We start from the raw sequence: 24,742 nt of genomic DNA, 5'->3' as shown, positions 1-24,742 counted from the left end.
CTTAGACGACGAGCGACAGCGGCAGGATCACCAGGATCGCGACGACGGAGGCGATGGAGACCCCGACCGAGCAGGTCTTGAGCGTCCCGCGCACGGACTGTCCGAGCAGCGACTGCAGCAGCCAGAACGTGTTCGAGGTGACGTGGACGGCGAACAGCGCCCCGGCACCGGCGGCCAGCGCGATCAGTACCGGGGCCAGGCCGATCACCGGGGCGACCGGGGCGAGCACCCCGGCCGCGGTGATCGCCGAGATCGTCACCGACCCGATCGCGACGTGCAGTACGGCGGCGATCAGCCACACCATCAGCAGCGGGGCAGCGGTGCCGGCGGAGAAGAAGCTGCCGAGGATCTCGCCCAGCCCGGCGTCGGAGATCGTGGTGGCGAGCGAGCCGCCCACGCCGGTGAGGATCAGGATCTGCCCGCTCTCACGGAACCCGTCGGAGACCGCGGACTCGACCATGCCGCGCCCGTGGGCGACCCCGATGACGGCGGTGGTCCCGATCAGCGCGAGCAGCAGCGCGATCACCGGCTCGCCCAGGAACGCGATGACGGGGTGGGTGATCCCGGCCGCGTCGAGGACGGCGCCCGCGGCGATGAGCAGCAGGCCCACCAGCAGCGGCCCGAACAGCAGGGCCAGCGGCAGCTCGCGACGCGCGGTGCCGGACACCGCGGTACCGACGGCGGCCGGGACCGCGCCCCCGCCGGGCCCGGCTCCGTCTCCCCCGTGCGTGCCCCCGCCGTCCGGGGAACCGGTACCGGTGGGCTGTCCCCCGGCGCTCCCGGCCTCGGGTGCGTCGGTGTCCGGCGAGTGGGCCTCCGCACCGGCGGGCACGCCCGCGGCGACCGGCTCCTGCTCGTCGCGGGCCGGGTCCCACCAGCCGCGGCGCAGCAGCACGGACATGATCCCGGTCGCGATGAGCACGGTCGGCACCACGACGACCAGGCCCAGGATCAGCATCTGGCCCAGCGGCACCCCGAGCACACCGGCGAGTGCGACCGCACCGACACCGGGGACCATGAACACGATCCCGCACTCCAGGCCGATCGCGAGCGCGGTCGCCATGCGCGGCAGCCCCTTGTCCCCGATGCGCGGAGCGATCCGCCGGGCCAGCGGTGCGGAGATGACCAGCAACACGTCGACGAAGATCGACTGGAGTGCGGTGGAGACGGTGACGGCGGTGGCGTAGGGCATCCCGCGCGGGCCGCAGGCCGTCAGCAGCGCGGAGACCAGCCGTTCGATGGCGCCCGCGTGGTGCAGCATCGCGCCGGTCAGGACACCGAAGGCGATGAGCAGCCCGACGTCGGCCAGGATGTCGCCGAACCCGCCGGTGACCGCGTCGACCGTCCCCGTCACCCCCAGGCCGGCGGTCAGGCCCAGGTAGACGGCGCCGATCACGAGGGAGATCACCGGGTTGAGCCGGAACCTCACGATCAACACGACGACGGCGAGCACGGCGACGGCCGTGTTCACCACGATGACGGTGTCCGACACGATGATCCCCCTGGGCATCGACGACGATGTCGTACCCACATCATGAACTCAGACCCACCATGCGGGCAACCCCGCAGATCAGGCGGCGGCCAGCGCCCCGCCGAACCCGATCAGCGCGACCCCGGCGACGACGTCACCGGCGCGTCGCACGCGGCGCCGGGTGAAGAAGGCCCGCGCCCGGTGCACGGCGAGGACCAGGCCGACCCCGTAGACGCCGCCGAGCACCGCCACCGACAGCGCCAGCAGCAGCGCGTCGGCGGTGGTCGTCACCCCGGGCACGAGGAACTGCGGCAGCACCGACAGGTACATGACCAGCACCTTCGGGTTGGTGATGTTCGAACCGAAACCGACCAGGAACGACCGCCGCGCCGGGACCCGCGGACCACCGTCGGGGACCACGGGGTAGTCGCCGCGACGCGCGGCCCGCAGCGCCTGCACCCCGAGCACGCAGAGGTAGACCACCCCGGCCCAGCGGATCACGGTGAACGCGGTGTGCGAGCTCGCGACGAGCACACCGAGCCCGAACGCCGCGGCGCCGCCCTGCAGGGCGTTGCCGGTGAACACCCCGGCCAGCGTCGAGAGTCCGCCCGCGCGCCCGCCGACCAGCGAGGCGCGCAGCATCACGAAGGTGTCCGGGCCGGGCATCAGCACCAGCCCGACGACGATCAACAGGTAGGCACCGTAGGACGTCCAGCTCACGAGGGGCCATCGTAGGCTGCTGCCCCGTGAGATCCCGCCGGCGCCGCACGTCCCGGGAGGCGTCCCCGCTCCCGACGGTCGACGGCCTCGCGCCGGCCCGCGTCCGCACCCCGGCGACCGGCGGGTGGGCGACGATGCGCGATCACCTCGTCGACCGGTTCCCGCACGTCGCGGAGCGGATCGACGTACGGCTGGCCGCCGGGGAGATCGTGACCGCGGCCGGCCCGGTCACCCCGGCCACGCCGTACACGCCGTCGACGACGCTGTGGCTCTACCGCGACGAGCCCGACGAGGTGCCGGTGCCGTTCGGGCTGCCGGTGCTGTACGCCGACGACGACGTGGTCGTCGTCGACAAGCCGCACCTGCTCGCGACGATCCCGCGGGGCAGCCACGTCCGCCAGACCGTGCTGGTGCGGCTGCGCCATGAGCTGGGGCTGCCCGCGCTCAGCCCGGCGCACCGGCTCGACCGCGCCACCGCGGGGGTCCTGCTGCTGGTGGTGCGCCCCGAGCTGCGCGGCGCCTACCAGACGTTGTTCGCCCGCGGCCGGGTCACGAAGACCTACGAGGCGCTCGCCCGGTTCGACCCGGACCTGGAGCTGCCGCGCACCGAGGTGTCGCGGATCGTGAAGCGCCCCGGGGTGTTCGCCGCCGTCACCGAGGACGGCGAGCCGAACGCCGAGACCCGCGTCGAGCTCGCCGGGCAGCGGGGCGAGAGGGCCCTGTACCGGCTGACCCCGCGCACCGGGCGGACCCATCAGCTGCGGGTGCACCTGAACGGGCTGGGCGTGCCGATCCTCGGCGACGACGTCTACCCCGAGCTGCACCGGCGGGCGCCGGAGGACTTCACCCGCCCGCTGCAGCTGCTCTCGCGTGCCCTGGAGTTCGACGACCCGGTGACCGGGGCGCGGCGGCGCTTCGTCAGCGGCCGCACCCTGCAGGCGTGGGACGACCCGGACGGCTGGGCCGCCGGGACGCCGCACGAGTGGTGATCAGCCGACGCTGCGGTCGTCGCCGTCGTCGAGGTGGTGGCCGTTGCGGTGCCCGCCGGGCACCGGCGCGCCGTTGACGGCGCCGTTCAGCGCACCACCGGCCGGTCCGTGCGGGCCGTGGTCCTCCGCGGCGCGGTGGCGGCCCTCGCGCAGACCCCGCTGGTAGCTGGCCAGCCGGTTGCGCACCCGGTCGGGCTGGCGCTCCCGCGACCCGGTCGGTGCGAGCCCGTTCGGGGTGTCCCGCCACGACGGCGGCACCATCGCCTGCCCGGGCAGCCGCTGCGGCAGGCCCTGCGCGGTGGTCGGCAGGTCGACGACCCGGTCGGCCCGGATCCGGGCGGCGTCGAACTCGGCGTCGCCCGCGGTGCGCCAGTTGTCGTTCTGCGTGACCGGGAGCGCCGTCGTCTCGGTCGATCCCGGCTCACGGAACCAGGCCGAGGCGACCGCCGCGAAGATCGGCGTGTCGTCCGCGTCGTCCACGGGCACCGGCACCTCCGAGTCGAACGGTCCGAACAGCTCCACCGGCGGGGTCGTCCCCGCCGCGCCGGTGACGGGCAGTGCCTCGGTGGCCGGGGGATCCTCCGGCGCGGGCGGCGGTGGCGGGGCGCCGTTGCGCGCCGGGCCCGTGGCCGGTGACGGCGGCCCGTACGGCGGGCGCGGGCCCGGGCCGGGCGTACCGGGCCCGGACCCGTTCGGTCCGGGACCGGCCGGGCCGGGGGCCTGCGGACGGGCAGCCGGGGCACCGGAGCCGGCGAAGGGGGCCGCGGCCGCGATCCCGCCGGCCGGGCGGGGGGCACGGCGGGGCAGCCCGGCGGAGGCCGCGGGCTCGACCCGTTCGGGGGCGACCGGCGGCCAGCTGCGCTCGGGCTCCGCCGGCGGGTTCTCCCGGGGCGGCCAGGGCACGTCCGCCGCCGCGGCCGGGGCGGGATCGGGTGCCGGGCGGCGCAGCGACGCCGTCGTCCCGGTCCCGGCCTGCTCGACGGACTCGGCCGGCTGCGGCTCCGCGGCGGGCGCGGCGGACTCGGAGCGGCCACCGCCGAGGACCGAGGACGGCAGGTGGAGCACGGCGATCGGGGCGATCGCGGAGTTCCCGGCGGGGGCGCGGACGCCGAGCCGGGCGCCGATGGCGCGGGCCAGCCGCGCGGCCACGTGCAGGCCGATCTCCTGCGGGGCGACCGGGCCACCGGGCGTCGCCGAGCCCAGCGCGCGGTCCAACTCCTCGACCGGGGTGCGGTGGCGCGGGGACTGGGTGCCCTGCAGCTCGACGACGATCCCGCCGTCGGGACCCCAGCGGGTCAGCAGCTCGATACGCTCCCCGGCCGGGGTGGCGCTCGCGGCGTGGGCGAGCAGCTCGGCCAGGATCTGGCCCAGGACGGGCTCGGCGGTGGCGTCGACCGAGACGCTCGGGGTCGGCGGGACGATCGTGCGCGAGGCCGCCTCACTCGCGGAGACGACGGTGTTGAGCGCCTGACCGAGCGGGGTCGACGGGGCCGCGAGCCGGGGCCCGCGGGGGGCGCCGGCGAGAACGAGGATGTGGTCGCCGTCGCGGGCCCCCCGACGGGCGGCCGCGGCCAGCTCGGCGAGGTCTGCCAGCGCACCCGGGCGCAGCTCACCGGCACGCAGCCGTTCGGTCAGCAGCTGCTGGCGCTCCGAACGGGCCCGCAACCGGTGCGCGATCGCGGCCAGCACCGCGTCCCCGGCCGAGGCACCCGCCGGGCCGGACGGGTGGGGCGGCGGGTCGTCTCGCGCCACGCGATCGTCCTCCGAACCGTTCGGACGGCGCCCGGGATCGGACGCCACGTCAGTACCCGCTCGGGTAGCGGGCGGGACGGTTGCGAAGCCTACTCGTCGGTCCGCCCAGCGCTCGCTCTGATGCGGTGGGCGGTGGATCGTGGACGGGCGGGCGGCGCGACCCCCGCAGGGCGGTCACCGGGGGCACCCGGACGGGCACGACGGGCGGCCGGGCGGCCGCGCCGGAGGGGTCCTCACTCGAACCGCGACGGGTCCCCCGCGCCGTGCCGCACGATCTCCGGCTCGTCGCCGGACAGGTCGACGACCGTGGTCGGCTCGGTGCCGCAGTCCCCGGAGTCGATGACCGCGTCGACCTGGTTCTCCAGCTCCTCCTTGATCTCCCAGCCCTGCGTCATCGGCTCGTCGTGGCCGGGCAGCAGCAGCGTCGAGGACAGCAGCGGCTCCCCCAGCTCGGCGAGCAGCGCCTGGGTGGTGGCGTGGTCGGGGATGCGCACGCCGACGGTCTTCTTCTTCGGGTGCAGCAGCTGCTTGGGCACCTCCTTGGTGGCCGGGAGGATGAAGGTGTAGCTGCCCGGGGTGGACGCCTTCACCGCGCGGAACACGGAGTTGGAGATCTGGACGAACTGCCCGAGCTGCGCGAACTCCGCGCACACGAGGGTGAAGTGGTGCCGGTCGTCGAGCTTGCGGATCTGCCGGATCCGCTCCAGGCCGTCGCGGTTGCCCAGCGAGCAGCCCAGCGCGAAGCACGAGTCGGTCGGGTAGGCGATCAGGCCGCCGGACCGCACGAGGTCCACGACCTGTCCGATGCTGCGCGGCTGCGGGTTCTGCGGGTGCACGTCGAAGTACCGGGCCATCGCGGCAACGTACCGGCTCGGCGGCCCACCCGGGGAGTTCGACGACCGGGTGGTCTCGGTGCGGCGGGAAACCGTTGCCCGCGACGCGCGGAGGGGGCCAGGATGCGATCCATGCACGTCGTGGAATACCGGCCGGAACGGCACGAGTTCGCCTGGACCTTCGGTGGCGTGCCCCCGGTGCGCCGGGTCGCGCCCGGGACCTGCCTGCGGCTGTGGACCGAGGACGCGTTCTCCGGGCGGCTCACGTCCACCTCGGACCGTCCGAGCGCGGTGCTCGACATGAGCGAGGTGAACCCGCAGACCGGGCCGTTCCACGTGGAGGGCGCCGAGCCGGGCGACACCCTGGCCGTCCACCTCGTGGAGCTGACCCCGGCCCGGGACTGGGGTGCCTCCACCCTGATCCCACTGTTCGGGGCGCTGTCGACGACCGACCGCACCGCGCTGCTGCACGAGCCGCTCCCCGAGCGGACCTGGATCTACCAGCTCGACCGGGCCGCGGGGACGGTGCTGTTCGAGGCGACGAGCGCGGACCTGCGCCTGGAGCTGCCGTGCAACCCGATGCTCGGCACCGTCGGCGTCGCCCCGCCCGGGCGGGAGGTGCGCAGCTCGCTGGTGCCCGACGTGTTCGGCGGGAACATGGACACCCCGGAGATGCGCGCCGGGGCGACCTGCTACCTGCAGGTCAACGTTCCCGGTGCGCTGTTCTCGGTCGGCGACGGCCACTACCGCCAGGGCGAGGGCGAGAGCTGCGGCACGGCCGTCGAGGGCGCGATGGACGTCGTGCTGATCGTCGAGCTGATCAAGAACGCCCCGGTCCCGGCGTGGCCGCGGATCGAGACCGACACCCACTACGTCGTCGTCGGGTCCTCCCGTCCGCTGGAGGACGCGTGGCGGGCCAGCCAGGTCGGGATGATCGCCTGGCTGGGCGAGCTGTACGGGCTGGACCGGCTGGACGCCTACCAGCTGCTCACCCAGGCCGCGGAGTCGCCGCTGGCCAACGTCGTCGACACCAACTACAGCGCCGTCACCAAGATCGCGAAGGCGCTGCTCCCGGCCGCCGCGGCCTACGGCGGCGTCCACCGTCACCTGCGCGAGCAGGCCCGCTCCCTGTAAGAGAGGCCTTTCCATGGACATGTTGCTGAACGGTCGTGTCGTGCTCGTGACCGGAGGGTCGCGCGGGATCGGGCGTGCGGTCGTCGCCGGGCTGGCGGCGGAGGGCGCGCGGGTCGCGTTCTGCGCCCGCGACGCCGACGGGGTCGCCGCGGCCGAGCAGGAACTGCGCGCCGCGGGTGCCGGCGAGGTGGCCGGGACCGCGGTCGACGTCGCCGACGGCGACGCGCTGGCCGGCTGGGTCGCCGCCTCCGCCGAGCGGTTCGGCGCCGTCGACGCGGTCGTCGCGAACGTCTCGGCGCTCGCGATCGGCCCGGGCGAGCAGAACTGGCGCTCGAGCTTCGAGGTCGACCTGCTGCACACGGTGCGCCTGGTGGAGGCCGCGCTGCCGCACCTGGAGCGCAGCGACGCCGCCTCGGTCACCGCGGTGTCCAGCGTGTCCGGCCGCGAGATCGACTTCGCCGACGGCTCCTACGGCGTCATGAAGGCCGCGCTCGTGCACTACGTCTCCGGCCTGGCGTTCGACCTGGCACCGAAGGGCATCCGGGCCAACGCCGTCTCCCCCGGCAACGTCTACTTCCCCGGCGGGGTGTGGGCGAACGTGGAGCAGCACGACCCCGCGCTGTACGCGCACGCGATGGGGCTCAACCCGACCGGCCGGATGGGCACCCCGGAGGAGACCGCCTACGCGGTGGTCTCGCTGGTCAGCCCGCGGGCGAGCCGGATCAGCGGCACCAACCTGGTCGTCGACGGGGCACTGACCCGCGGGGTGCAGCTCTGACCCCCTCACCCCAGCGCCTCGCGCACCACGCGCTCGGCGGGCGCGGTCCCGGCCACCAGGTCGGACGCCGGCTCGCTCGCGGGCTCCAGCCCTCGCGGACGAACTGCTCGATCATCACGCCACAGGGTGCCCCGGTGGCGCGGTCGCGGGCGACCGGTTTCCCGTCGAACCGGACACTCCATCCCGAACCGGTCCCGGGTTAGGGTCGCCTCACCTGACCGAAGGAGATCGTCCGTGACGCCGCCCCGGGCCGCGGTGGCCCTCGCCGCCCTGCTCACCCTGTTCCTCGCCGCGTGCTCCGCGCCCGGCTCGGGCCCCACCGACGGCGGGGAGACCCGCACGGTCGCCACCGCACGCGGCGAGGTCACGGTCCCGGCCGCGCCGCGGCGGGTCGTCGTGCTGGAGCCGGTGCAGCTCGACACCACCGTCGCCCTCGACGCCCCGCCGGTCGGGGCCGGGGTCCTGTCCGAGGGCACCGGGGTGCCCGCCTACCTCGGCGACGCCGGCGCGCAGGTGGCGGTCGTCGGGACCGTCGCCGAGCCCGACCTGGAGCGGATCGCGGCCCAGCGGCCCGACCTGATCCTGGGCACCGAGTCCCGGCACGCCGCGCTGTACGACCGGCTGACCGCGATCGCGCCGACGGCCTTCATGGCCTCGCAGGCCGATCCGTGGCAGGACAACGTCCGCTTCGTCGGCCGGGCGCTCGGCCGCGAGGCCGACACCGAGCAGCTGCTCATCCGCTACCGGGACCGCTGCGCCGAGGTGGCGCGCACCCACGACACGGCCGGGCGGACCGCGCAGATGATCCGCCCCCGCGACGGTCTGCTCACCCTGTACGGGCCGACGTCGTTCGCGGGCAGCACCCTGGAGTGCGCCGGGTTCACCATCCCGCCCCGGGACTGGGAGAACTCGATCTCGGTGGACCTGTCCCCCGAGCTGGTCCAGCAGGCCCGCGCCGACGAGGTGTTCCTGACCGCGACCGACCCGGCGTCGCCGTCGGCGGTGCCGCCGGCCGTCCAGGCGGTGCGCACGCAGGTCTTCCCGCGGCTGCACCCGGTCGACCAGTCGGTCTGGATCACCGGCGTCGGGCCGCTCGGCGGGCAGAGGGTGCTCGACGACATCGAGCGGACGCTGGACCGGTGAGCCCCCTGTCGGGGTCGCCGAACGTCCTGTTCGCCGCCCGGGTGCTCGCCGTCGGCGTGCCCTCCCCCGGGTTCCGGCGGATCATGCTGGGTGGTCCGGAGTTGTCGCGGTTCGCCCCGCACGGCCGGGACCAGCGGGTCAAGCTGCTGGTCCCGCCGGACGACGGCTACCCCGCCTCGCTCACCTCCGGCCTGCCGGAACGCGAGTGGCGGGCCCGGCTGCGGAAGCTGCCCGCCGGCACGCGGCCGGTGCTGCGCAGCTACACCCCGGCCGCGGTCCGGCCGGGGCGCGGTGAGGTCGACCTCGATGTGTTCCGCCACTCCCGGCCGGGCCCGGCGAGCGCGTGGGCCGCGGTCGCCCTCCCCGGCGACCCCGTCCTGCTCTCCGGGCCGGACGTGCGGCGCGGCAACCCCGGTCACGGCGTGCAGTGGGACCCGGGCCCCGCCACCGAGGTGCTGATCACCGGCGACGAGACCGCGCTGCCCGCCGTACGCGGCATCCTCGCCGTGCTCCCGCCGCACCACCGGGGCCGGGTGCTGGTCGAGGTCGGCGACCCGGCCGACGCCGTGGGGCTCACCGACGCCCATCCGGGGGTGACGGTGGAGGTCTGCCGGCGGCCCGGGCGCCCGCTGCTCGACGCCGTCGCCGACTGGGCCGACGCCCACGGTGCCGCGGCCGCCCGCCTCGGCGAGCACTTCTACGCCTGGAACGCCACCGAGAGCACGCGGGTGGCGCGGGTGCGGACGCTGCTGCACGAGGCGGGCGTCGCCCCGGACCGGGTCCACGCGCAGGGCTACTGGCACGACCGGCCCCGTCCCGCTGCCCGCTGATCACCCGGCCGTCATCCGGGCGTGGCCCCGCGGCCATGACCGGCGCGCAGCGTTGCCACACGTGGACGAGACCCCGGTCGAGCCTCAGGCCGACGCCCCCGACCCCCTGATCCCGCACCCCGCCGCGGCCGCCCCCGGGCACTTCCGGGTCGACGACTCCGACGACGACGACCCGACCCTCGTCGGCCCCGAGGGCAGCCCGGTCGACACCTGGCGCCAGGGCTACCCCTACGACGACCGTCTGTCCCGCCTGGAGTACGAGCGCCAGAAGCGGCTGCTGCAGATCGAGCTGCTGAAGCTGCAGAACTGGGTCAAGGACACCGGCAACCGGATCGTCGTGCTGTTCGAGGGCCGCGACGCCGCGGGCAAGGGCGGGACGATCAAGCGGTTCACCGAGCACCTCAACCCCCGCGGCTGCCGGGTGGTGGCGCTGGAGAAGCCGACCGAGCGCGAGGCCGGCCAGTGGTACTTCCAGCGCTATGTGCAGCATCTGCCCTCGGCCGGGGAGATCGTGCTGTTCGACCGGTCCTGGTACAACCGGGCCGGCGTCGAGCGGGTCATGGGCTTCACCGACCCCCGCTCCTACATGGAGTTCCTGCGGGCCACCCCGGAGCTGGAGCGGATGCTCGTCCGGTCCGGGGTCCACCTGGTGAAGCTGTGGTTCTCGGTGTCACGCGACGAGCAGCGCACCCGCTTCCTGATCCGTCAGGTCGACCCGGTGCGTCAGTGGAAGCTGTCCCCGATGGACCTCGCCTCACTGGACAAGTGGGAGGCCTACACCGAGGCCAAGGAGGCGATGTTCTTCTACACCGACACCAAGGACGCTCCCTGGACGGTGATCAAGAGCAACGACAAGAAGCGCGCACGGCTCGAGGCGATGCGCCACGTCCTGGGCCTGTTCGACTACCCCGGCAAGGACACCGGGGCGGCGTCCCCGCCGGACCGGTTGATCGTCGGGCCCGCCGCGGAGATGTTCGAGCAGGACGAGGGCCCGAACCGCTTCCCGCCGTTGACCGACAAGCACCACTGATCCGCGGGGGGCGGCGCTCAGGCGGGCTCGGCCACCAGCGTCATGGTCAGCGAGTGGCCGAGGCCCAGGCCGGGGCCCGCGGCCCGTTCGAGTCCGAGCAGGGCCCCGGCGAGCCGGTCGGCGTCGGCGTCGGCGAGCGGTCCCGCCCCCCGGTACGGCTCCAGGGCGGCGTTCCAGCGGCCGGCGAACCCGCGCAGCCAGGACAGCACCTCCTCCGGTGCGCCTCCGGTCGCGGGGCTGAACCGGAGGTCGTCGGGGTCGACCCGGGACGGGTCGCGGACCAGGTCGTTCACCAGGGTCCGGAAGCGCGGCACCGCCGGGTGGAAGGTGCCGGTGGCGGTGTGCCGTCCGACCAGGACCGACCGGTCGACAGCGGTGCGCGACACCAGCCGCACACCGCTGCCGGCCAGCGCGGCGTCGACGGTGGCGTCGAGTTCGGCGCGGCCGTAGAAGGTCATCGGCTCGGAGATGGGCCCGCCGCCGCCGGCGAAGAAGCTCATCGCGTAGTCCCAGCGCTCGGTGCCCCAGCGAGGCTGCCACTCCACCGAGTACCGGCCGAGGACGTCGACGACGACCGCGGCGCGCCGCCCCCGGGACGCGACGGCCGTCAGCACCGATCCCAGTGCGGCGACGAGCTCGTCGCGGGTGAGGTGGGAGTACGGCACCCCGCAGGACAGGTAGAGGTCGAATGCGCCGTCGGGCAGCGCGTCGCGCACGTCGCCGAGCACGAACGTCGCCGACGGCGAACCGACGGTGTCCCGCGCGGTGGCGACCATCTCCGGATCGACGTCGAGCCCGACGTAGCGCAGCCGGTCCTCCGCGACGATCGGCGCGGCGTCCGGTGCCGGGCGGGTGAGGAGGGCGAACCCGTCGGCGGTGCCGGACCCGACGTCGAGCACGGCGACCGGGGATCCGGGCCGCAGGTGCAGCGCGGCCAGCGCACCCGCGATGACCCGCCGGGTGACCGGCTCCTCGGAGCCGACCTTGACGGGGTCCCGTCGCGACGGGGACAGGTAATGGGCGCTCGCGCCGCGGTAGGACGGGGCCTGCTCGGAACGGCTCACCGTTCCTTCCTACACCGAGAAGATCAATTTCGGCTCACCGCGGGCGGCCGGGGTCGGGCCGGCCGCCCGCGGGAGGTCAGCGGGGACGGCTCAAGCCAGGTCGTCCAGCTCGCCGTTCCTGATCGAGGCCAGGAACGCAGCCATCTCGGTCGCCGGGAAGGCGAGCACGGTGCCGTGCGGGTCCCGCGAGTTGCGGACGGCCACGGTCCCCCCGGCCACGACGGCGAGCTCGACGCAGTTGCCCTGGTAGCCGCTGCGCACGCTCTTGCGCCACGCCAGCGAATCGATCGCCGCGGGGCCGCTCAGGTGCATCTGTTCCATGCGAATGCTCACCTCATCTGCACGTGCATTCTCCGTTGCGACGACGCTAGCAGGGGGCGAACGGTTCGGTCGTGCAAAACAGGACGGACGCGCCCGGCGGTCGCCCGGCCGCGCCCGAGTGCGCCGCACCGGCCGTGGGCGGTCGGCATCGGACGGTGTCCCCCCACTGCCGGGGACACCGGTGCCGTTCGTCGCCCGGGAGCGACGTCGGTGCAGGTCAGCGCTCGGCGCGCAGCTTGCTCAGGGCCTGTTTGGTCTGCTCCGGGCTGAGCGCGTCGACGGTGAGCCGGTCCATCGACCGGCCGTAGCGCTCGACGTCGGCCCGCTTGTCCAGATAGGAGGACCCGGTCATCTCCTCGAGGTAGACCAGGTCGGGCAGCTCGGGCTCGGCGAAGCGCAGCATGGTGAAGGCGTGCTCGGCCCCGTAGCCGGACAGGTCCCAGGGCAGCAGCTGGACGATGACGTTCGGCAGCGACGACAGCTCCACCAGGTGGTCGAGCTGGGCGCGGAAGACCGCCTCCCCGCCGACCGGGCGGTGCAGCACGGCCTCGTCGAGCACGGTCCAGAAGGTCGGGGCGTCCTTGCGGTGCAGCACGCGCTGGCGCCGCAGCCGCACCTCCAGGCGCTTCTCGACGTCGGCCCGCTCGGCGGGCGGCAGATCGGTGTGGCCGCCGCTGACGACCGCGCGGGCGTAGTCCTCGGTCTGCAGCAGGCCGGGGACGAACAGCAGCTCGTAGGACGAGATCCGCGACGCCGAGGCCTCCAGACCCACGAAGTCCTCGAACCAGCCGGGGACGACATCGTTGTACCGGGCCCACCAGCCGCTGGAGTTGCTCTCCTCGGCCATCGACAGGACCTGCTCGCGCTCGGGGCCCTCGGCGACGCCGTACATCGTCAGCAGGTCGGCCACGTCGCGCTGCTTGAACCCGACCTTGCCGGACTCCAGCCTGCTCATCTTCGAGTCCGAGCCGCGGATCGCGTACGCCGCATCGGCCCGGGAGATGCCCGCGCGCTCCCGCAGCCGGCGCAGGTGGGAACCGAGAACGATGCGCCGCGCGGTCGGGCCGCGGTCGGCACCGGGCGGGGTGGGGCTGTTCGGGCTGGGGACCACCGGGACGGGCTCCTGCGGGTTGCGGGGACTGCCGATCGGGTGACCCAGCCTACACAACGGTTCTGCAGGTCGTCCGCGGTCTCGATCACGGGGCACTTCCGGACGGTGACGGTGCGTGCCCGTCGGGCCGGTCCGCTACGGTGGCCGCACCGGTGATCGGCACCACGACGGGGCGCCGTCCGGGCACCGACCGACGACCCGGCGCGACGGCGCCGACGACGCAGTGAGGACTCCGCCGATGGCCCAGCCGACCGAGGGTCGCGCTCCCGCGTACATCGACACGACCAAGGCCAGCATCGCCCGGGTCTACGACTACGCGCTCGGCGGGAAGGACAACTACGACGTCGACCGGGAGACCATCGAACGGGTCCGGCAGGTGGCCCCCGAGGTCAACATGCTCGCGATCGACAACCGGGCGTTCCTGATCCGGGCGGCGCGCTTCGTCGCCACCCAGACCTCCATCACCCAGTACCTGGACTGCGGCTCCGGCCTGCCGACCGCGGAGAACACCCACCAGGTGGTGCAGCGGCTGCAGCCCGAGGCCCGGGTCGCCTACGTCGACAACGACCCGACCGTCATCGCGCACGGCCAGGCGCTGCTGGAGGACAACGAGTTCACCCGCTTCTCCGCCGCGGACATCCGCGAGCCGGAGACGGTGCTGGCCGACCCGACGGTCCAGGGCTTCCTCGACCTGGACCAGCCACTCGCGCTGTTCCAGATCGGCACCATCCACCACTTCGACGACGCCGTGGACCCACAGGCGATCATGGCGCGCTACATCGAGCGGCTCGCCCCCGGCAGCGTCGTCGCGATCGCGCACTTCTTCGACCCGGAGAACGCCGACAGCGAGCTGGCCCGGCGGATGGAGCAGGTCTTCGTCCACAGCCCGATGGGCAGCGGCCGGTTCCGCACGCACGCCGAGATCAGCGGCCTGTTCCCCGGGCTCGAGCTGGTCGACCCGGGCATCGTCCCCTGCTACCGGTGGTGGCCCGACGGCCCGCAGCTGCGCACCGAGGACCCGGTGCAGCGCTGCATCGTCGGCGGGGTCGGCATCAAGCGATGAGTTCGCGGGGCCGCCGCGGTCGGAACGGGTGAGACCCACCGACCCCGGGAGGCCCCCGTGCCCGTCCCCCTGGACCGCACCGCCGCGCTCCTGCACGACGCCGTCGACGCCGGGCGCGTCCCGGGGGTGGTCGCCGCCGTCGACGACCCCCGGCACGGCACCACGGTGCACGTCCTCGGCGACGACGGCGCCGGACACCCGCTGCGCCGCGACACGGTCGTGCGGATCGCCTCGATCACCAAGCCGGTCGTCGCGGTCGCGGCGCTCGCACTCGTCGAGGACGGGATGCTGGACCTCGACGGGCCGGTCGCGGCGTGGCTCCCGGAGCTGGCCGCGCCGCGGGTGCTGCGTCACGAGGCGGCCGAGCTCGACGACACCGTCCCCGCGCGCCGGCCGATCACCCTCCACGACCTGCTGACCTACCGCTGCGGGACCGGGATGCTCCCCCGGCCCGGCGCCGATCTGCCCGTGCAGCGCGCCACCGCCGGGCTCGGCAGCGACGGGCCGCCCGGCAGCTACCCGCTGCCCGACCCCGACACCTGGACCGCACGGCTCGCCGCGGTGCCGCTCGTCGCGCAGCCGGGATCGCGCTGGCTCTACCAGACCAGCGGCGACCTGCTCGGCGTCCTGCTCGCCCGCCGCTGCGGGACCGACCTGCAGACCGTGCTGGCCGAGCGCGTGTTCACCCCGCTCGGCATGCGCGACACCGGCTTCTCGGTACCCGTCGCCGACCGGGACCGGTTCGTCCCGCTGCTGACCGCCGCACCCGGCGGCGGCTTCACGGTGACCGACCCGGTCGACGGCGCGTGGGCGGCCCCGCCGGTGTTCCCGTCCGGGGGCGGCGGACTGGTCTCCACCCTGGACGACCTGCTCGCGTTCTCCCGGGCCCTGCGCGGGGGCGGCAGCCCGGTCCTGTCCCCCGGCGCCGTCGCCGAGCTGACCACCGACCGGCTGAGCGCTGCGCAGCGGGCCGGCGCCGCCCCGTTCCTCGACGACGGCTGCGGCTGGGGCCTGGGCCTGGCCGTCGAGGACGGCGGCCGCTACGGCTGGGACGGCGGCCTGGGCACCGGGTGGCGCTCCGACCCGTCGACCGGCGTGATCTCGCTGCTGCTGACCCAGGTGATGTGGGACGGGCCCGAGGGACCCGCGCTCGTGCACTCCTTCCGCGCCGCGGTGCACTCCTGCGTCGCCGAGGACCGTGCCTCGCCTCGGGGGCCGGCCGGCCCGTCCTCGGTTCGGAGGCCTGCCAGGTGTCCTGCGCCTCGGTCGAGCCGCTCGGCCGAGTAGCCGGAGGGCTCGTCCTCGGTGCAGCCGCTCGGCGCCGGCCCGAGCGGGTGGCGGGGGTGCCGCACCCCGGGCGGCCCCTCGTGTCGCTCGCCCGCCTGCTCGAACCCAGGACGCGCTCGGAGAACGCCACGCTCGTCGCCCATGTCGCGCACGACGAGCGCGACATGGGCGACGTGGGTGAAGGTGGGCGTGCCGCTCCCGGTCACTGGATCCACACCGTCTTGGCGTTCACGAACGACAGCGTGCCGAAGCTCGCGAGCTCGCGGCCGTAGCCCGAGTTCTTGGCGCCGCCGAAGGGGACCTCCGGCGTCGAAGCGGTGATCTTGTTGATGTTCATCATGCCGGTCTCGATTTCGTCGACCAGGCGTTCCGCCTCGCCCGCGTCCTGGGTCCAGGCGCTTCCGCCGAGGCCGAAGCTCGAGTCGTTGGCGATCGCGATCGCCTCGTCGAGGTCCGTCGCCCGGAAGAGCAGCGCCACCGGGCCGAAGAGCTCCTCGTAGTAGGCCGGCGCGTCCTTCGGGATGTCCGCGAGCACCGACGCCGGGTAGAAGTTGCCCTTACCGCCCAGCGGCGTGCCTCCGGTCAGGAGCGACGCACCCGCGGCCACCGAGTCCCGCACCTGCCGGTCGAGCTCCTCGAGGCCCTGCGGTCCCGACAGCGGCCCGAGATCGGTGTCCTCGTCCATCGGGTCGCCGACCGTGAGCGCTTCCATCTTCTCCACGAGGAGCCGCTGGAACTCGTCGGCGACCTGCTCGTGCACGATGATCCGCTTGGCGTTGATGCAGGACTGGCCGTTGTTCAGGGTACGCGACGCCACGGCCGCGTCGGCGGTGGCGTCCAGGTCGGCAGAGGGCATCACGACGAAGGCGTCGCTGCCCCCGAGCTCGAGCACGCTGGTCTTGACGTTGCGCCCGGCGCGGGCACCGACCGCACGCCCGGCGGGCTCGCTGCCGGTGAGGGTGACGGCACGCACCCGGTCGTCGTCGACCACGGCCTCGATCATTTCCGAACCGATGAGCAGCGTCTGGAACACATCGCGCGGGAAGCCTGCCCGCACCAGCACATCGGAGATGGCCAGCGCGACCTGCGGCACGTTCGAGGCGTGCTTGAGCAGGCCCACGTTGCCGGCCATCAGGGCCGGGCACAGGAAACGGAAGACCTGCCAGTAGGGGAAGTTCCACGGCATGATCGCCAGCACCGGACCCAACGGCTGGTACCGGGTGAAGACCCGGGCGTTCGACGGTGCGTCCGCGGGCTCCCACGGGTGGTCGGCGAGGTGTTCGGCGGAGTGGTCGGCGTACCAGCGGCACCCCAGCGCGCACTTGCCGACCTCCGCCTTCGCCGCCACGAAGGTCTTGCCCATCTCCAGGGTCGCGAGCCCGGCCAGACGGTCGGTCTCGGCGTCGAGGATGTCGGCGGCGGCGCGCATCCACCCGGCTCGCTGCTCGACCGTCGTGTCGCGGTAGCCCTGGAACGCGTCCCAGGACCGCTGGATCCTGTCCTCGAGCTCCTGCTGGGTGAGGGAGTCGAACTCCCGGACCGTCTCTCCGGTTGCGGGATTCGTCGTCGCGATGGCCATACCGCAGGCCTACCCTTCTCGCCGGACCGCACACGCCGGACCGTTCGAGCGTCGAGCTGTTCCGCGCACTCGGAGGCCGTCCCGGCGTCGCCTGCCGCGGGGTCGCCCCGTCAGCGGGAACATGGCGTCGCTCGGCGGCACCCCCATGTCCCCGGCCGGCTCCACCCGCCCGGAGGTTTCGGCCCCGACCGGCCGGGCACGCGCTCCACACGGGTGCACCCGGCCCGACGACGTAGATCTCGAAAACGTGCGGGTCGAGGACGGAGGGGCAGCCTGGCCGTCGCCGCACCGTTCCCACCACCCATCGAAGGAGGCGTCATGCCGGCCGAGACGACCGACGGGCCCGATCTGCACTCGATGACCGAGAAGCTGGCGACCGGCGCGAACTTCGCCTCGGTCGCCACGGTGCTGCCGAGCGGCCGTATCCAGAACCAGATGATCTGGGTACACGCGCAGGACGGCAAGATCGTCCTGAACACCGAGTCGCACCGCGTGAAGCACCACAACATCACCCGTGATCCGCGCGTCACGGTGCTGATCCGCGACGAGGCCGACCCCTACCGCTACGCGGAGGTCCGGGGGCGGGTCACCGACACGACGACCGGGCAGCAGGCCCGCGCCCACGTGGACCGGCTCGCGCAGAAGTACACCGGGCAGGACTACCCGCCTGAGGCGATCAAGTCCGAGCGGGTGATCTGGTGGATCACGCCGGAGCGCCAGACCGTGGTCGACCAGACCAACGGTGTCGCCGACTGACCTCCCGGCACGACGACGAGCCGTCCCGGACGGCGGTTCGGCGCGGACACCGTGGCCCGACTCCGGCGCCTGGTCCGCCCGCACCCGCCAGCCGCTCACCCTCGCACTTCGCCGCACCACCGCATCGGCTGCGGTCCGACCACCGCCGTTCGCGAACGGCACCCGAAACAAGCGAAGGAGTTTGCTCATGAAGGCACTCGTCTATCACGGTCCGCGCCAGGTCAGCGTCGACGAGGTCCCCGACGCCCGGATCGAGAAGCCCACCGACGTCCTGGTGAAGATCACATCGACCAACATCTGCGGGTCGGACCTGCACATGTACGAGGGCCGGACCGACTTCGACGAGGGCCGCATCTTCGGCCACGAGAACCTCGGTGAGGTCGTCGAGGTCGGCGGTGGCGTCGACAAGGTCCGGGTCGGGGACATGGTGTCCGTCCCGTTCAACGTCAGCTGTGGGCACTGCCGCAACTGCGAACACGGACTGACCAATTACTGTCTGGCCGCCAACGAACCCGGCATGGCCGGCGGCGCCTACGGGTTCGCCGACATGGGCGGCTGGGCCGGGGGGCAGGCCGAGTACCTGCGCATCCCGTGGGGCGACTTCCAGTGCCTGCGCCTGCCCGAGGACGCCAAGGAGAAGCAGAACGACTACACGATGCTCTCCGACATCCTGCCCACCGGCTGGCACGCGGTCGAGATGTCCGGTCTGGTTCCCGGCGAATCGATCGTGATCTACGGGGCCGGTCCGGTCGGTCTGATGGCCGCGCTGTCCGCGTCGGTGAAGGGTGCGGCGAAGGTGATGGTCGTCGACCGTCACCCCGACCGGCTCAAGCTGGCCGAGCAGATCGGGGCGATCCCGATCGACGACTCGAAGAGCTCGCCGGTCGACCAGGTCATGGAGCAGACAGGCGGCCGCGGTGCCGACCGTGGCGCCGAGTGCGTCGGCTACCAGGCCCACGACCCGCAGGGCAACGAGGACAACGCGCTGACCCTCAACAACCTGGTCGCCTCGGTGAAATTCACCGGCGGCCTCGGCACCGTCGGCGTGTTCGTCCCCCAGGACCCCGGCGCGCCGGATGAGCTGGCCCAGCAGGGCAAGGCCCGCTTCGACTTCGGCTCCTTCTGGTTCAAGGGCCAGCAGATGGGCTGCGGGCAGGCCCCGGTCAAGCGCTACAACCGCCACCTGCGCGACCTCATCGCCGAAGACAAGATCACACCGTCCTGGATCGTGTCCCACAACCTGACCCTCGACCAGGCGCCGGAGGCCTACCAGCACTTCGACGCCCGCGAGGACGGCTGGACCAAGGTCGTCCTCAACCCCACCCGGCCCAGCTGAACGCCCCGGGCGTCCGGGCGACCGAGCCCGCTGCCATCCGGCCCGTCATCGGCACGACGCGGCTCGACTTTTCGGCACGCGACGGGTCCGGGACGAGCGGCCGTTGATCCCGGGGCCGGTTCGGTACAGCTCGTCACACCCATTGCGGGACGGTCCCTGCAGGCGCATACTTACTTTAATTCAACAACAGTTGAAATGAGGTGGGTGCGATGTCGGAGCGCACGACGTGCTGCGTGGTCGGTGGTGGCCCGGCCGGGATGATGCTGGGGCTGCTGCTGGCCCGGGCCGGGGTCGAGGTGACCGTGCTGGAGAAGCACGGCGACTTCCTGCGGGACTTCCGCGGGGACACCGTGCACCCCACCACCCTGGACCTGCTCGACGACCTGGGGCTCGGCGAGCGGTTCGCCGCGCTGCCGCAGAGCCGGGTCGACGAGGTCGTGATCCCCGACGAGCGGGGCGGTGCGCAGCGGATCGGGAACATGTCCCTGCTGCGCCGGGTCGGGGTGCGTCATCCCTACGTCGCACTCGTCCCGCAGTGGGACCTGCTGAACCTGCTGGCCGAGGTCGCCGCCGACGAGCCGGCCTTCCACCTGCGGCTCGACACCCGGGCCACGTCGCTGGTCCGGGAGAACGGTCGGGTCGTCGGCGTCCGGTACGCGACGACGACCGCGCCCGGCGAGGAGACCACCGGCGAGATCCGGGCCGACCTCACCGTCGCCTGCGACGGCAGGCACTCGGTCCTGCGGGCCGGGTCCGGCCTGCCCGTGACCGAGTACGACGTCCCGTTCGACACCTGGTGGTTCCGGCTGCCGCGGCGCCCCGAGGAGCAGCGGGCCACCCTGCGCCCGCGGATCGGGAAGGGACGCTTCGCGGTGGTGATCCCGCGCGAGGGCTACTACCAGATCGGCTACCTCGCCCCCAAGGGCGCCGACGCGCGGCTGCGCACCGCGGGCGTCGAGGCGTTCCGGGCCGACATCGCCGACCTGATGCCGGAGTACGCCGACCGGGTCGACGAGATCGCGTCGATGGACGAGGTGAAGCACCTCGACGTGAAGCTCAACCGGCTGCGCCGCTGGCACGTCGACGGCCTGCTCTGCATCGGCGACGCCGCGCACGCGATGTCCCCCATCGGCGGCGTCGGGATCAACCTCGCGATCCAGGACGCGGTCGCCGCCGCGACCCTGCTCGCCGCCCCGCTGCAGCGGGGCACCCTCACCGAGCGGGACCTCGGCCGGGTCCGCAACCGCAGGCTGCTCCCGACGGTGCTGGTCCAGGGCCTGCAGCGGATCATGCACCGCAACATCGCCGGCCCGGCGCTGGCGGGACGGCTCGACGGTCCCCCGGCTCCGCTGCTGCGGCTGATGCGCGCGGTCCCGGCTGCCCAGATCGTGCCCGCCTACCTGGTGGGCGTGGGCTTCCGGCCGGAGCGGGCCCCGGACTTCGCCCGTCGCGAGCCCGCCCCGGCCGGCTGAGCCGCGGCTAGGCTCGCCGGGTGCTGCCCCTGGACGCCCTCGACGTCGACCTGCTCGCCGCGCTGCGCGACCGGCCGCGGGCCGGGGTGCTGGAGCTCTCGCGCACCCTGCGGGTCGCCCGCGGGACGGTGCAGGCGCGACTGGACCGGCTGGAGCGTGCCGGGGTCGTCACCGGGTACGGCCCGGACGTCGACCTCCCGGCGGCCGGGTACGGCGTGCAGGCGTTCGTGACGCTGGAGATCGCGCAGGGCGAGCTGGGCGACGTCGCCGCCGAGCTCGCCGCGCTGCCCGCGGTCACCGAGGCGTACGCGACGACCGGCTCGTCGGACGTGATGTGCCGGCTGGCGGCGTCGTCGCACGAGGACCTGCAGGACACCCTGCTCGCGCTCGGCCGCTCACCGCTGGTGGCCCGCTCCACCAGCGTGGTGGTGCTGTCCACCCTGGTCGCGCCGCGCTGGCGGCCGCTGCTGGAGCGCGACCACCGCGAGGGCCCGAGCCGGGCGCCCGCCTACCGGGACTGACCGGACCCACAGTTCGACGGCACCGGTCCGCGGCGGCCGGGTCAGCCGAGGTGGTGCGCCGCCCGGTGCGCGCCGAGCACGTCCAGGCCGAAGTCCGTCGACGGGTCGCGCCACACCGAGTGGGCGTGGTTGGCGTCGCGCTGGGTGTTGTCCCACTCGATGAGCAGGCGCGGGCCCTGCACCCGGTAGTAGTTCGGGGCGCCGTCCTCCAGCGGCCCCGCCCAGGCGAGGTGCACGGCGTCGAGCTCGGCGTCGTCGTCGTAGCGGGAGATCGGCTGCAGCGGCTCGGCGACCCGCTTCAGGTAGGTGCCCAGCAACGCGCGCAGCATCTCGCGACCCCCGGCGTCCAGGTCGGACGCCGGCACGCCGGCCGGGGTGCGCGACAGCGCGACGGTCTCCTTCTGCGCGTCGGTGAACGCGGCCCGCTCCTCGATGGCCTCGCTCATGTCGTCGAGCCGGCGCTGCTGCTCGGGGTCGGCGAAGGACTCGGTGCGCCAGATCCCGGCCAGCGGGATCCAGTTGTCGCCCTCCTGCGGCTCGGTGCGGTTCGCGGCGACGAGGTCCGGCGGGGCCTTGTCCAGCAGCACCGCACGCTCGCGCAGCTCGGCGGGCAGCGAGCGGACGAGGTCGCGGGCGAGGTCCTCGACCCGTCCGAGCGGGCGGAGCACGGCGTCGCCGAGCAGCTCGGAGGTCGCGGGGTCGGCGCCCAGGAAGCACGGGGTCGAGGCGACCACGACGCCGTCGACGACGAGGAGGTTGACCGACACGTGGTGCCCGCCGAAGCGCCAGCCCCAGGTGCCGGTGTCCCCCGGCTCGCCGAAGACGCGCAGGTGGTACATCTGCGGGTCCCGGCCACGGGTCCGGTCGAACAGGGTCACGAAGCCCTCGGTGTGGTCGAGGACGTTCTCCAGCCCCATCACGGTCGCGACGGTGACGTAGGCGGCCCGGGACAGCCCGGACGCGACCAGCTTCATCGCGGCGCGCTGCTGCGGCGGGAGCTGGTCGTGGAAGGTGAGCCCGCCGTGGTCGGTGGGGGTGTAGAACCAGCGGCGGCGCTCGGCGTCGGCGTCGCCGTCACCGGTCGGGGCGTGCCCGACGGCGACCTCCCGCTGCGCCGGGTCGAGGGTGTCCAGCCAGGCCGACGCGGCCCCGGCCATCGCGTCCGCCGTCGCCCGGGTGTCCGCCGCACCGATCATCCTGCCGACGGTAGCGACTGCGGGCAGACTCCGCGGGGCGGGATGCGCCATACTCGTTGTGCACAATCAATCGAGCCGGAGGCAACGATGCCCACTCCCACCGACGACAACCGCGACCTGCTCACCGTGATCGCCCGGATGCGGGCGAAGCCGGGCAAGGAGGAGGAGCTGAAGGCGGAGCTCGAGAAGCTGATCGAGCCGACGTCGAAGGAGGACGGCTACGTCAACTACGACCTCCACCAGGGCTGGGACGACCCCGCGGTGTTCTTCTTCTACGAGAACTGGGAGTCCGAGGCGAAGCTCGACGCGCACCTGCAGACCCCGCACCTGGTGCACTTCGTCGGGATCATGGGCGACCTGCTCGACGGCGAGCTCGTGATCCAGAAGCTGCGCCGCATCGCCTGAGCTCAGCCCTGCCGGTACCCGGCCGCCAGCTCCGCGAAGGCGGCCGGGTCCACCAGCGACGTCGTGTCGCCGGGCTCCCGCCCGGCGGTCACGTCGAGCAGCAGCCGTCGCATGATCTTGCCCGAGCGGGTCTTCGGCAGCTCCGCGACGAGCACGACCTCACGGGGCCGGGCGACCGGCCCCATCTCACGCGCCACGTGTGCCCGCAGCTGGTCGGCGAGGCCCTCGGTCGGGCCGTCGGTGACCGTCACGAACGCGACGACGGCCTGCCCGGTCGTCGCGTCCGGTGCCCCGACCACGCCCGCCTCGGCGACCCGCGGGTGCGACACCAGCGCCGACTCCAGCTCGATCGAGCCGAGCCGGTGTCCGGACACGTTCATGACGTCGTCGATCCGGCCCTGCAGCGTCACGTACCCGTGCTCGTCGACGACGGCGCCGTCGCCCGCCTTGTACCAGCCCTGCTCGGCGTAGTCGGCGAAGTACGACGCGCGGAACCGCTCCGGGTCGCCCCACACGGTCCGTGCCATCGACGGCCACGGCCGGTCGATCACCAGGATGCCGCCCTCGCCGGGGTCGCAGGTCCGCCCGTCGCGGTCGACCACCCGCACCGAGAGCCCCGGCAGCGGCCGGGTCGCCGAGCCCGGGACCAGCGACGTCACCCCGGGCAGCGGCGCGCAGATCGCCGCGCCGGTCTCGGACTGCCACCAGGTGTCGACGATCGGGCAGCGGCCGCCGCCGATCTCGGTGTGGAACCAGCGCCACGCCTCGGGGTTGATCGCCTCACCGACCGTGCCGAGCAGCCGCAGCGACGACAGGTCGTGTGCCGCGGGCACCTGCGGGCCCCACTTCATGTACGTCCGGACCAGGGTGGGCGCGGTGTAGTACACGGTGACGCCGTACCGCGCGATGATCTCGAAGTGCCGGCCGGGCTCGGGGGTGTCCGGGGTGCCCTCGTAGATCACCTGCGTGACGCCGTTGGACAGCGGGCCGTAGACCTCGTAGGTGTGTGCGGTGACCCAGGCGAGGTCGGCGGTGCACCAGTAGACGTCGTCGGGCTTGTGGTCGAAACAGGCCCACGCCGTCCACGACGCCTGGGTGAGGTAGCCGCCCATGGTGTGCAGCAGACCCTTGGGGGTCCCGGTGGTGCCGGAGGTGTAGACGAGCATGAGCGGACTCTCGGCGGGGTGCGCCTGCGCCTCGTGGACCTCGGGTGCGGTGTCGACGACGTCGTGCCACCACACGTCGCGGCCGGGGGTCCAGTCGACCTCCGAGCCGGTCCGCCGGATGACCAGCACGTGCTCCAGCGAGTCCACCCCGGACGCGGCCTCGTCGGCGTTGACCTTGACCGGGACGGCCTTCCCGCGCCGGTACTGGCCGTCGGTGGTGACGAGCAGCTTCGCCGACCCGTCGGTGAGCCGGAACCGCAGTGCCGAGGCGGAGAACCCGCCGAAGACCAGCGAGTGGACCGCCCCGATCCGGGCGCAGGCGAGCATCACGACGACGGTCTCGACCAGCACCGGCAGGTACACGACGACGACGTCGCCGCGCCCCACCCCGAGCGCGGTGAGCGCATGCGCGCAGCGGGCGACCTCGCGCTGCAGGTCGGCGTAGGTGACGGTGCGCCGGTCCCCCGGCTCGCCCTCCCAGTGCAGGGCGACCTTCTCCCCGGCACCGGCCTCGACGTGCCGGTCGACGCAGTTGCGCGCGACGTTCAGCGTGCCGTCGGCGAACCAGGTGACCTCGGGCCAGCGGCTGCCGTCGTAGCCCTGCGCGGGGGCGCGGTCCCACTCCAGGCGCCGGGCCTGCGCGCACCAGAACGCCTCCGGGTCGGCGGCGGCCTCGTCGTAGGCCGCAGCGGTGACGTTGGCGTGCGCGGCGAGCTCGGGCGGGGGCGGGTACATGCCCCGATCCTCGCCGCCGGATCCCCCGCGGCGCAGGTCGTCGTGAGGGG

The 24,742-nt window shown here is 73.8% G+C and carries 23 protein-coding genes; 13 read left to right on the top strand and 10 right to left on the bottom strand.

What is annotated here, in order from left to right:
• Position 1: 1 nt before the first annotated feature.
• Positions 2-1,492, bottom strand: a complete 1,491-nt coding sequence (locus DMP15_RS13480; protein ID WP_073575240.1) for a GntT/GntP/DsdX family permease — start codon at positions 1,490-1,492, stop codon at positions 2-4.
• A gap of 78 nt (positions 1,493-1,570) precedes the next feature.
• Positions 1,571-2,191 carry a LysE family translocator gene (locus DMP15_RS13475; RefSeq protein WP_073574498.1) on the bottom strand — a complete coding sequence of 207 codons (621 nt, stop codon included), beginning with the start codon at positions 2,189-2,191 and terminating at the stop codon, positions 1,571-1,573.
• A gap of 26 nt (positions 2,192-2,217) precedes the next feature.
• Here DMP15_RS13475 and DMP15_RS13470 point away from each other — a divergent pair, with 26 nt between their 5' ends.
• Positions 2,218-3,180, top strand: coding sequence for a pseudouridine synthase (locus tag DMP15_RS13470; RefSeq protein ID WP_073574497.1), 963 nt, complete (start codon positions 2,218-2,220; stop codon positions 3,178-3,180).
• Here the strand turns inward: DMP15_RS13470 and DMP15_RS13465 are convergent, their stop codons facing one another.
• The gene (locus DMP15_RS13465; protein ID WP_073574496.1) at positions 3,181-4,932 is read right to left on the bottom strand and encodes a sensor histidine kinase; all 1,752 of its coding nucleotides are present in this window, start codon (positions 4,930-4,932) and stop codon (positions 3,181-3,183) included.
• 233 nt (positions 4,933-5,165) lie between these two features.
• Positions 5,166-5,786 carry an L-threonylcarbamoyladenylate synthase gene (locus tag DMP15_RS13460; protein WP_062395872.1) on the bottom strand — a complete coding sequence of 207 codons (621 nt, stop codon included), beginning with the start codon at positions 5,784-5,786 and terminating at the stop codon, positions 5,166-5,168.
• A 111-nt stretch (positions 5,787-5,897) separates the two neighbouring features.
• Here DMP15_RS13460 and DMP15_RS13455 point away from each other — a divergent pair, with 111 nt between their 5' ends.
• From DMP15_RS13455 to ppk2, 5 genes are all read left to right on the top strand, one after another.
• Positions 5,898-6,899, top strand: coding sequence for an acetamidase/formamidase family protein (locus tag DMP15_RS13455; RefSeq protein ID WP_073574494.1), 1,002 nt, complete (start codon positions 5,898-5,900; stop codon positions 6,897-6,899).
• Positions 6,900-6,939: 40 nt separating this feature from the next.
• Positions 6,940-7,677 (top strand): SDR family NAD(P)-dependent oxidoreductase, encoded by a 738-nt coding sequence (locus DMP15_RS13450; RefSeq protein ID WP_337825973.1) that lies wholly within the window; start codon positions 6,940-6,942, stop codon positions 7,675-7,677.
• 234 nt (positions 7,678-7,911) lie between these two features.
• On the top strand, positions 7,912-8,820 hold the full coding sequence (locus tag DMP15_RS13445) for an iron-siderophore ABC transporter substrate-binding protein (RefSeq protein ID WP_337825972.1): 909 nt from the start codon (positions 7,912-7,914) through the stop codon (positions 8,818-8,820).
• Entirely contained in the window at positions 8,817-9,650 is an 834-nt protein-coding gene (locus DMP15_RS13440; RefSeq protein WP_337825971.1) for a siderophore-interacting protein, read from the top strand. The genes DMP15_RS13445 and DMP15_RS13440 overlap by 4 nt, the downstream gene beginning before the upstream one ends.
• Positions 9,651-9,711: 61 nt before the next feature.
• On the top strand, positions 9,712-10,680 hold the full coding sequence (gene ppk2, locus DMP15_RS13435; protein ID WP_337825970.1) for a polyphosphate kinase 2: 969 nt from the start codon (positions 9,712-9,714) through the stop codon (positions 10,678-10,680).
• Positions 10,681-10,697: 17 nt separating this feature from the next.
• On the opposite strand, the gene DMP15_RS13430 is transcribed toward ppk2, so the two are convergent.
• The 3 genes from DMP15_RS13430 to DMP15_RS13420 form a co-directional block, all read right to left on the bottom strand.
• The gene (locus DMP15_RS13430; protein WP_073574490.1) at positions 10,698-11,744 is read right to left on the bottom strand and encodes a class I SAM-dependent methyltransferase; all 1,047 of its coding nucleotides are present in this window, start codon (positions 11,742-11,744) and stop codon (positions 10,698-10,700) included.
• Between the two features lie 90 nt (positions 11,745-11,834).
• On the bottom strand, positions 11,835-12,065 hold the full coding sequence (locus tag DMP15_RS13425) for a DUF397 domain-containing protein (RefSeq protein ID WP_073574489.1): 231 nt from the start codon (positions 12,063-12,065) through the stop codon (positions 11,835-11,837).
• Positions 12,066-12,282: 217 nt separating this feature from the next.
• Positions 12,283-13,176, bottom strand: a complete 894-nt coding sequence (locus tag DMP15_RS13420) for a helix-turn-helix domain-containing protein (protein ID WP_073574488.1) — start codon at positions 13,174-13,176, stop codon at positions 12,283-12,285.
• Between the two features lie 238 nt (positions 13,177-13,414).
• Here DMP15_RS13420 and DMP15_RS13415 point away from each other — a divergent pair, with 238 nt between their 5' ends.
• Both DMP15_RS13415 and DMP15_RS13410 read left to right on the top strand, forming a co-directional pair.
• Positions 13,415-14,239 (top strand): SAM-dependent methyltransferase, encoded by an 825-nt coding sequence (locus DMP15_RS13415; protein ID WP_073575238.1) that lies wholly within the window; start codon positions 13,415-13,417, stop codon positions 14,237-14,239.
• Between the two features lie 57 nt (positions 14,240-14,296).
• Positions 14,297-15,526 carry a serine hydrolase domain-containing protein gene (locus tag DMP15_RS13410; RefSeq protein ID WP_073574487.1) on the top strand — a complete coding sequence of 410 codons (1,230 nt, stop codon included), beginning with the start codon at positions 14,297-14,299 and terminating at the stop codon, positions 15,524-15,526.
• Between the two features lie 202 nt (positions 15,527-15,728).
• On the opposite strand, the gene DMP15_RS13405 is transcribed toward DMP15_RS13410, so the two are convergent.
• Entirely contained in the window at positions 15,729-17,105 is a 1,377-nt protein-coding gene (locus DMP15_RS13405) for an NAD-dependent succinate-semialdehyde dehydrogenase (RefSeq protein ID WP_073574486.1), read from the bottom strand.
• 318 nt (positions 17,106-17,423) lie between these two features.
• Here DMP15_RS13405 and DMP15_RS13400 point away from each other — a divergent pair, with 318 nt between their 5' ends.
• The 4 genes from DMP15_RS13400 to DMP15_RS13385 all read left to right on the top strand — a co-directional run bounded on the left by DMP15_RS13400 (position 17,424) and on the right by DMP15_RS13385 (position 21,190).
• Positions 17,424-17,861: a PPOX class F420-dependent oxidoreductase gene (locus DMP15_RS13400; protein WP_073574485.1), complete on the top strand. Its 438-nt coding sequence runs from the start codon at positions 17,424-17,426 to the stop codon at positions 17,859-17,861.
• Positions 17,862-18,048: 187 nt separating this feature from the next.
• Positions 18,049-19,197: a glutathione-independent formaldehyde dehydrogenase gene (locus DMP15_RS13395; protein ID WP_073574484.1), complete on the top strand. Its 1,149-nt coding sequence runs from the start codon at positions 18,049-18,051 to the stop codon at positions 19,195-19,197.
• 209 nt (positions 19,198-19,406) lie between these two features.
• On the top strand, positions 19,407-20,669 hold the full coding sequence (locus DMP15_RS13390; RefSeq protein ID WP_337825969.1) for an FAD-dependent oxidoreductase: 1,263 nt from the start codon (positions 19,407-19,409) through the stop codon (positions 20,667-20,669).
• A 20-nt stretch (positions 20,670-20,689) separates the two neighbouring features.
• Positions 20,690-21,190: an Lrp/AsnC family transcriptional regulator gene (locus DMP15_RS13385; RefSeq protein ID WP_179762481.1), complete on the top strand. Its 501-nt coding sequence runs from the start codon at positions 20,690-20,692 to the stop codon at positions 21,188-21,190.
• 41 nt (positions 21,191-21,231) lie between these two features.
• Here DMP15_RS13385 and DMP15_RS13380 read toward each other — a convergent pair whose 3' ends face one another.
• Positions 21,232-22,386: a DUF3500 domain-containing protein gene (locus DMP15_RS13380; protein ID WP_073574482.1), complete on the bottom strand. Its 1,155-nt coding sequence runs from the start codon at positions 22,384-22,386 to the stop codon at positions 21,232-21,234.
• Between the two features lie 87 nt (positions 22,387-22,473).
• On the opposite strand from DMP15_RS13380, the gene DMP15_RS13375 reads away from it, so the two are divergent.
• Positions 22,474-22,791, top strand: coding sequence for a putative quinol monooxygenase (locus DMP15_RS13375; RefSeq protein WP_073574481.1), 318 nt, complete (start codon positions 22,474-22,476; stop codon positions 22,789-22,791).
• A gap of 2 nt (positions 22,792-22,793) precedes the next feature.
• Here the strand turns inward: DMP15_RS13375 and acs are convergent, their stop codons facing one another.
• Entirely contained in the window at positions 22,794-24,692 is a 1,899-nt protein-coding gene (gene acs / locus DMP15_RS13370; RefSeq protein WP_073574480.1) for an acetate--CoA ligase, read from the bottom strand.
• Positions 24,693-24,742: the final 50 nt, after the last annotated feature.

Origin of the sequence: Pseudonocardia sp. UM4_GMWB1 (genome assembly GCF_017312155.1) — a bacterium.
GTDB classification, from domain to species: domain Bacteria; phylum Actinomycetota; class Actinomycetes; order Mycobacteriales; family Pseudonocardiaceae; genus Pseudonocardia; species Pseudonocardia alni.
This window is presented reverse-complemented; position numbering and strand designations above follow the sequence as displayed.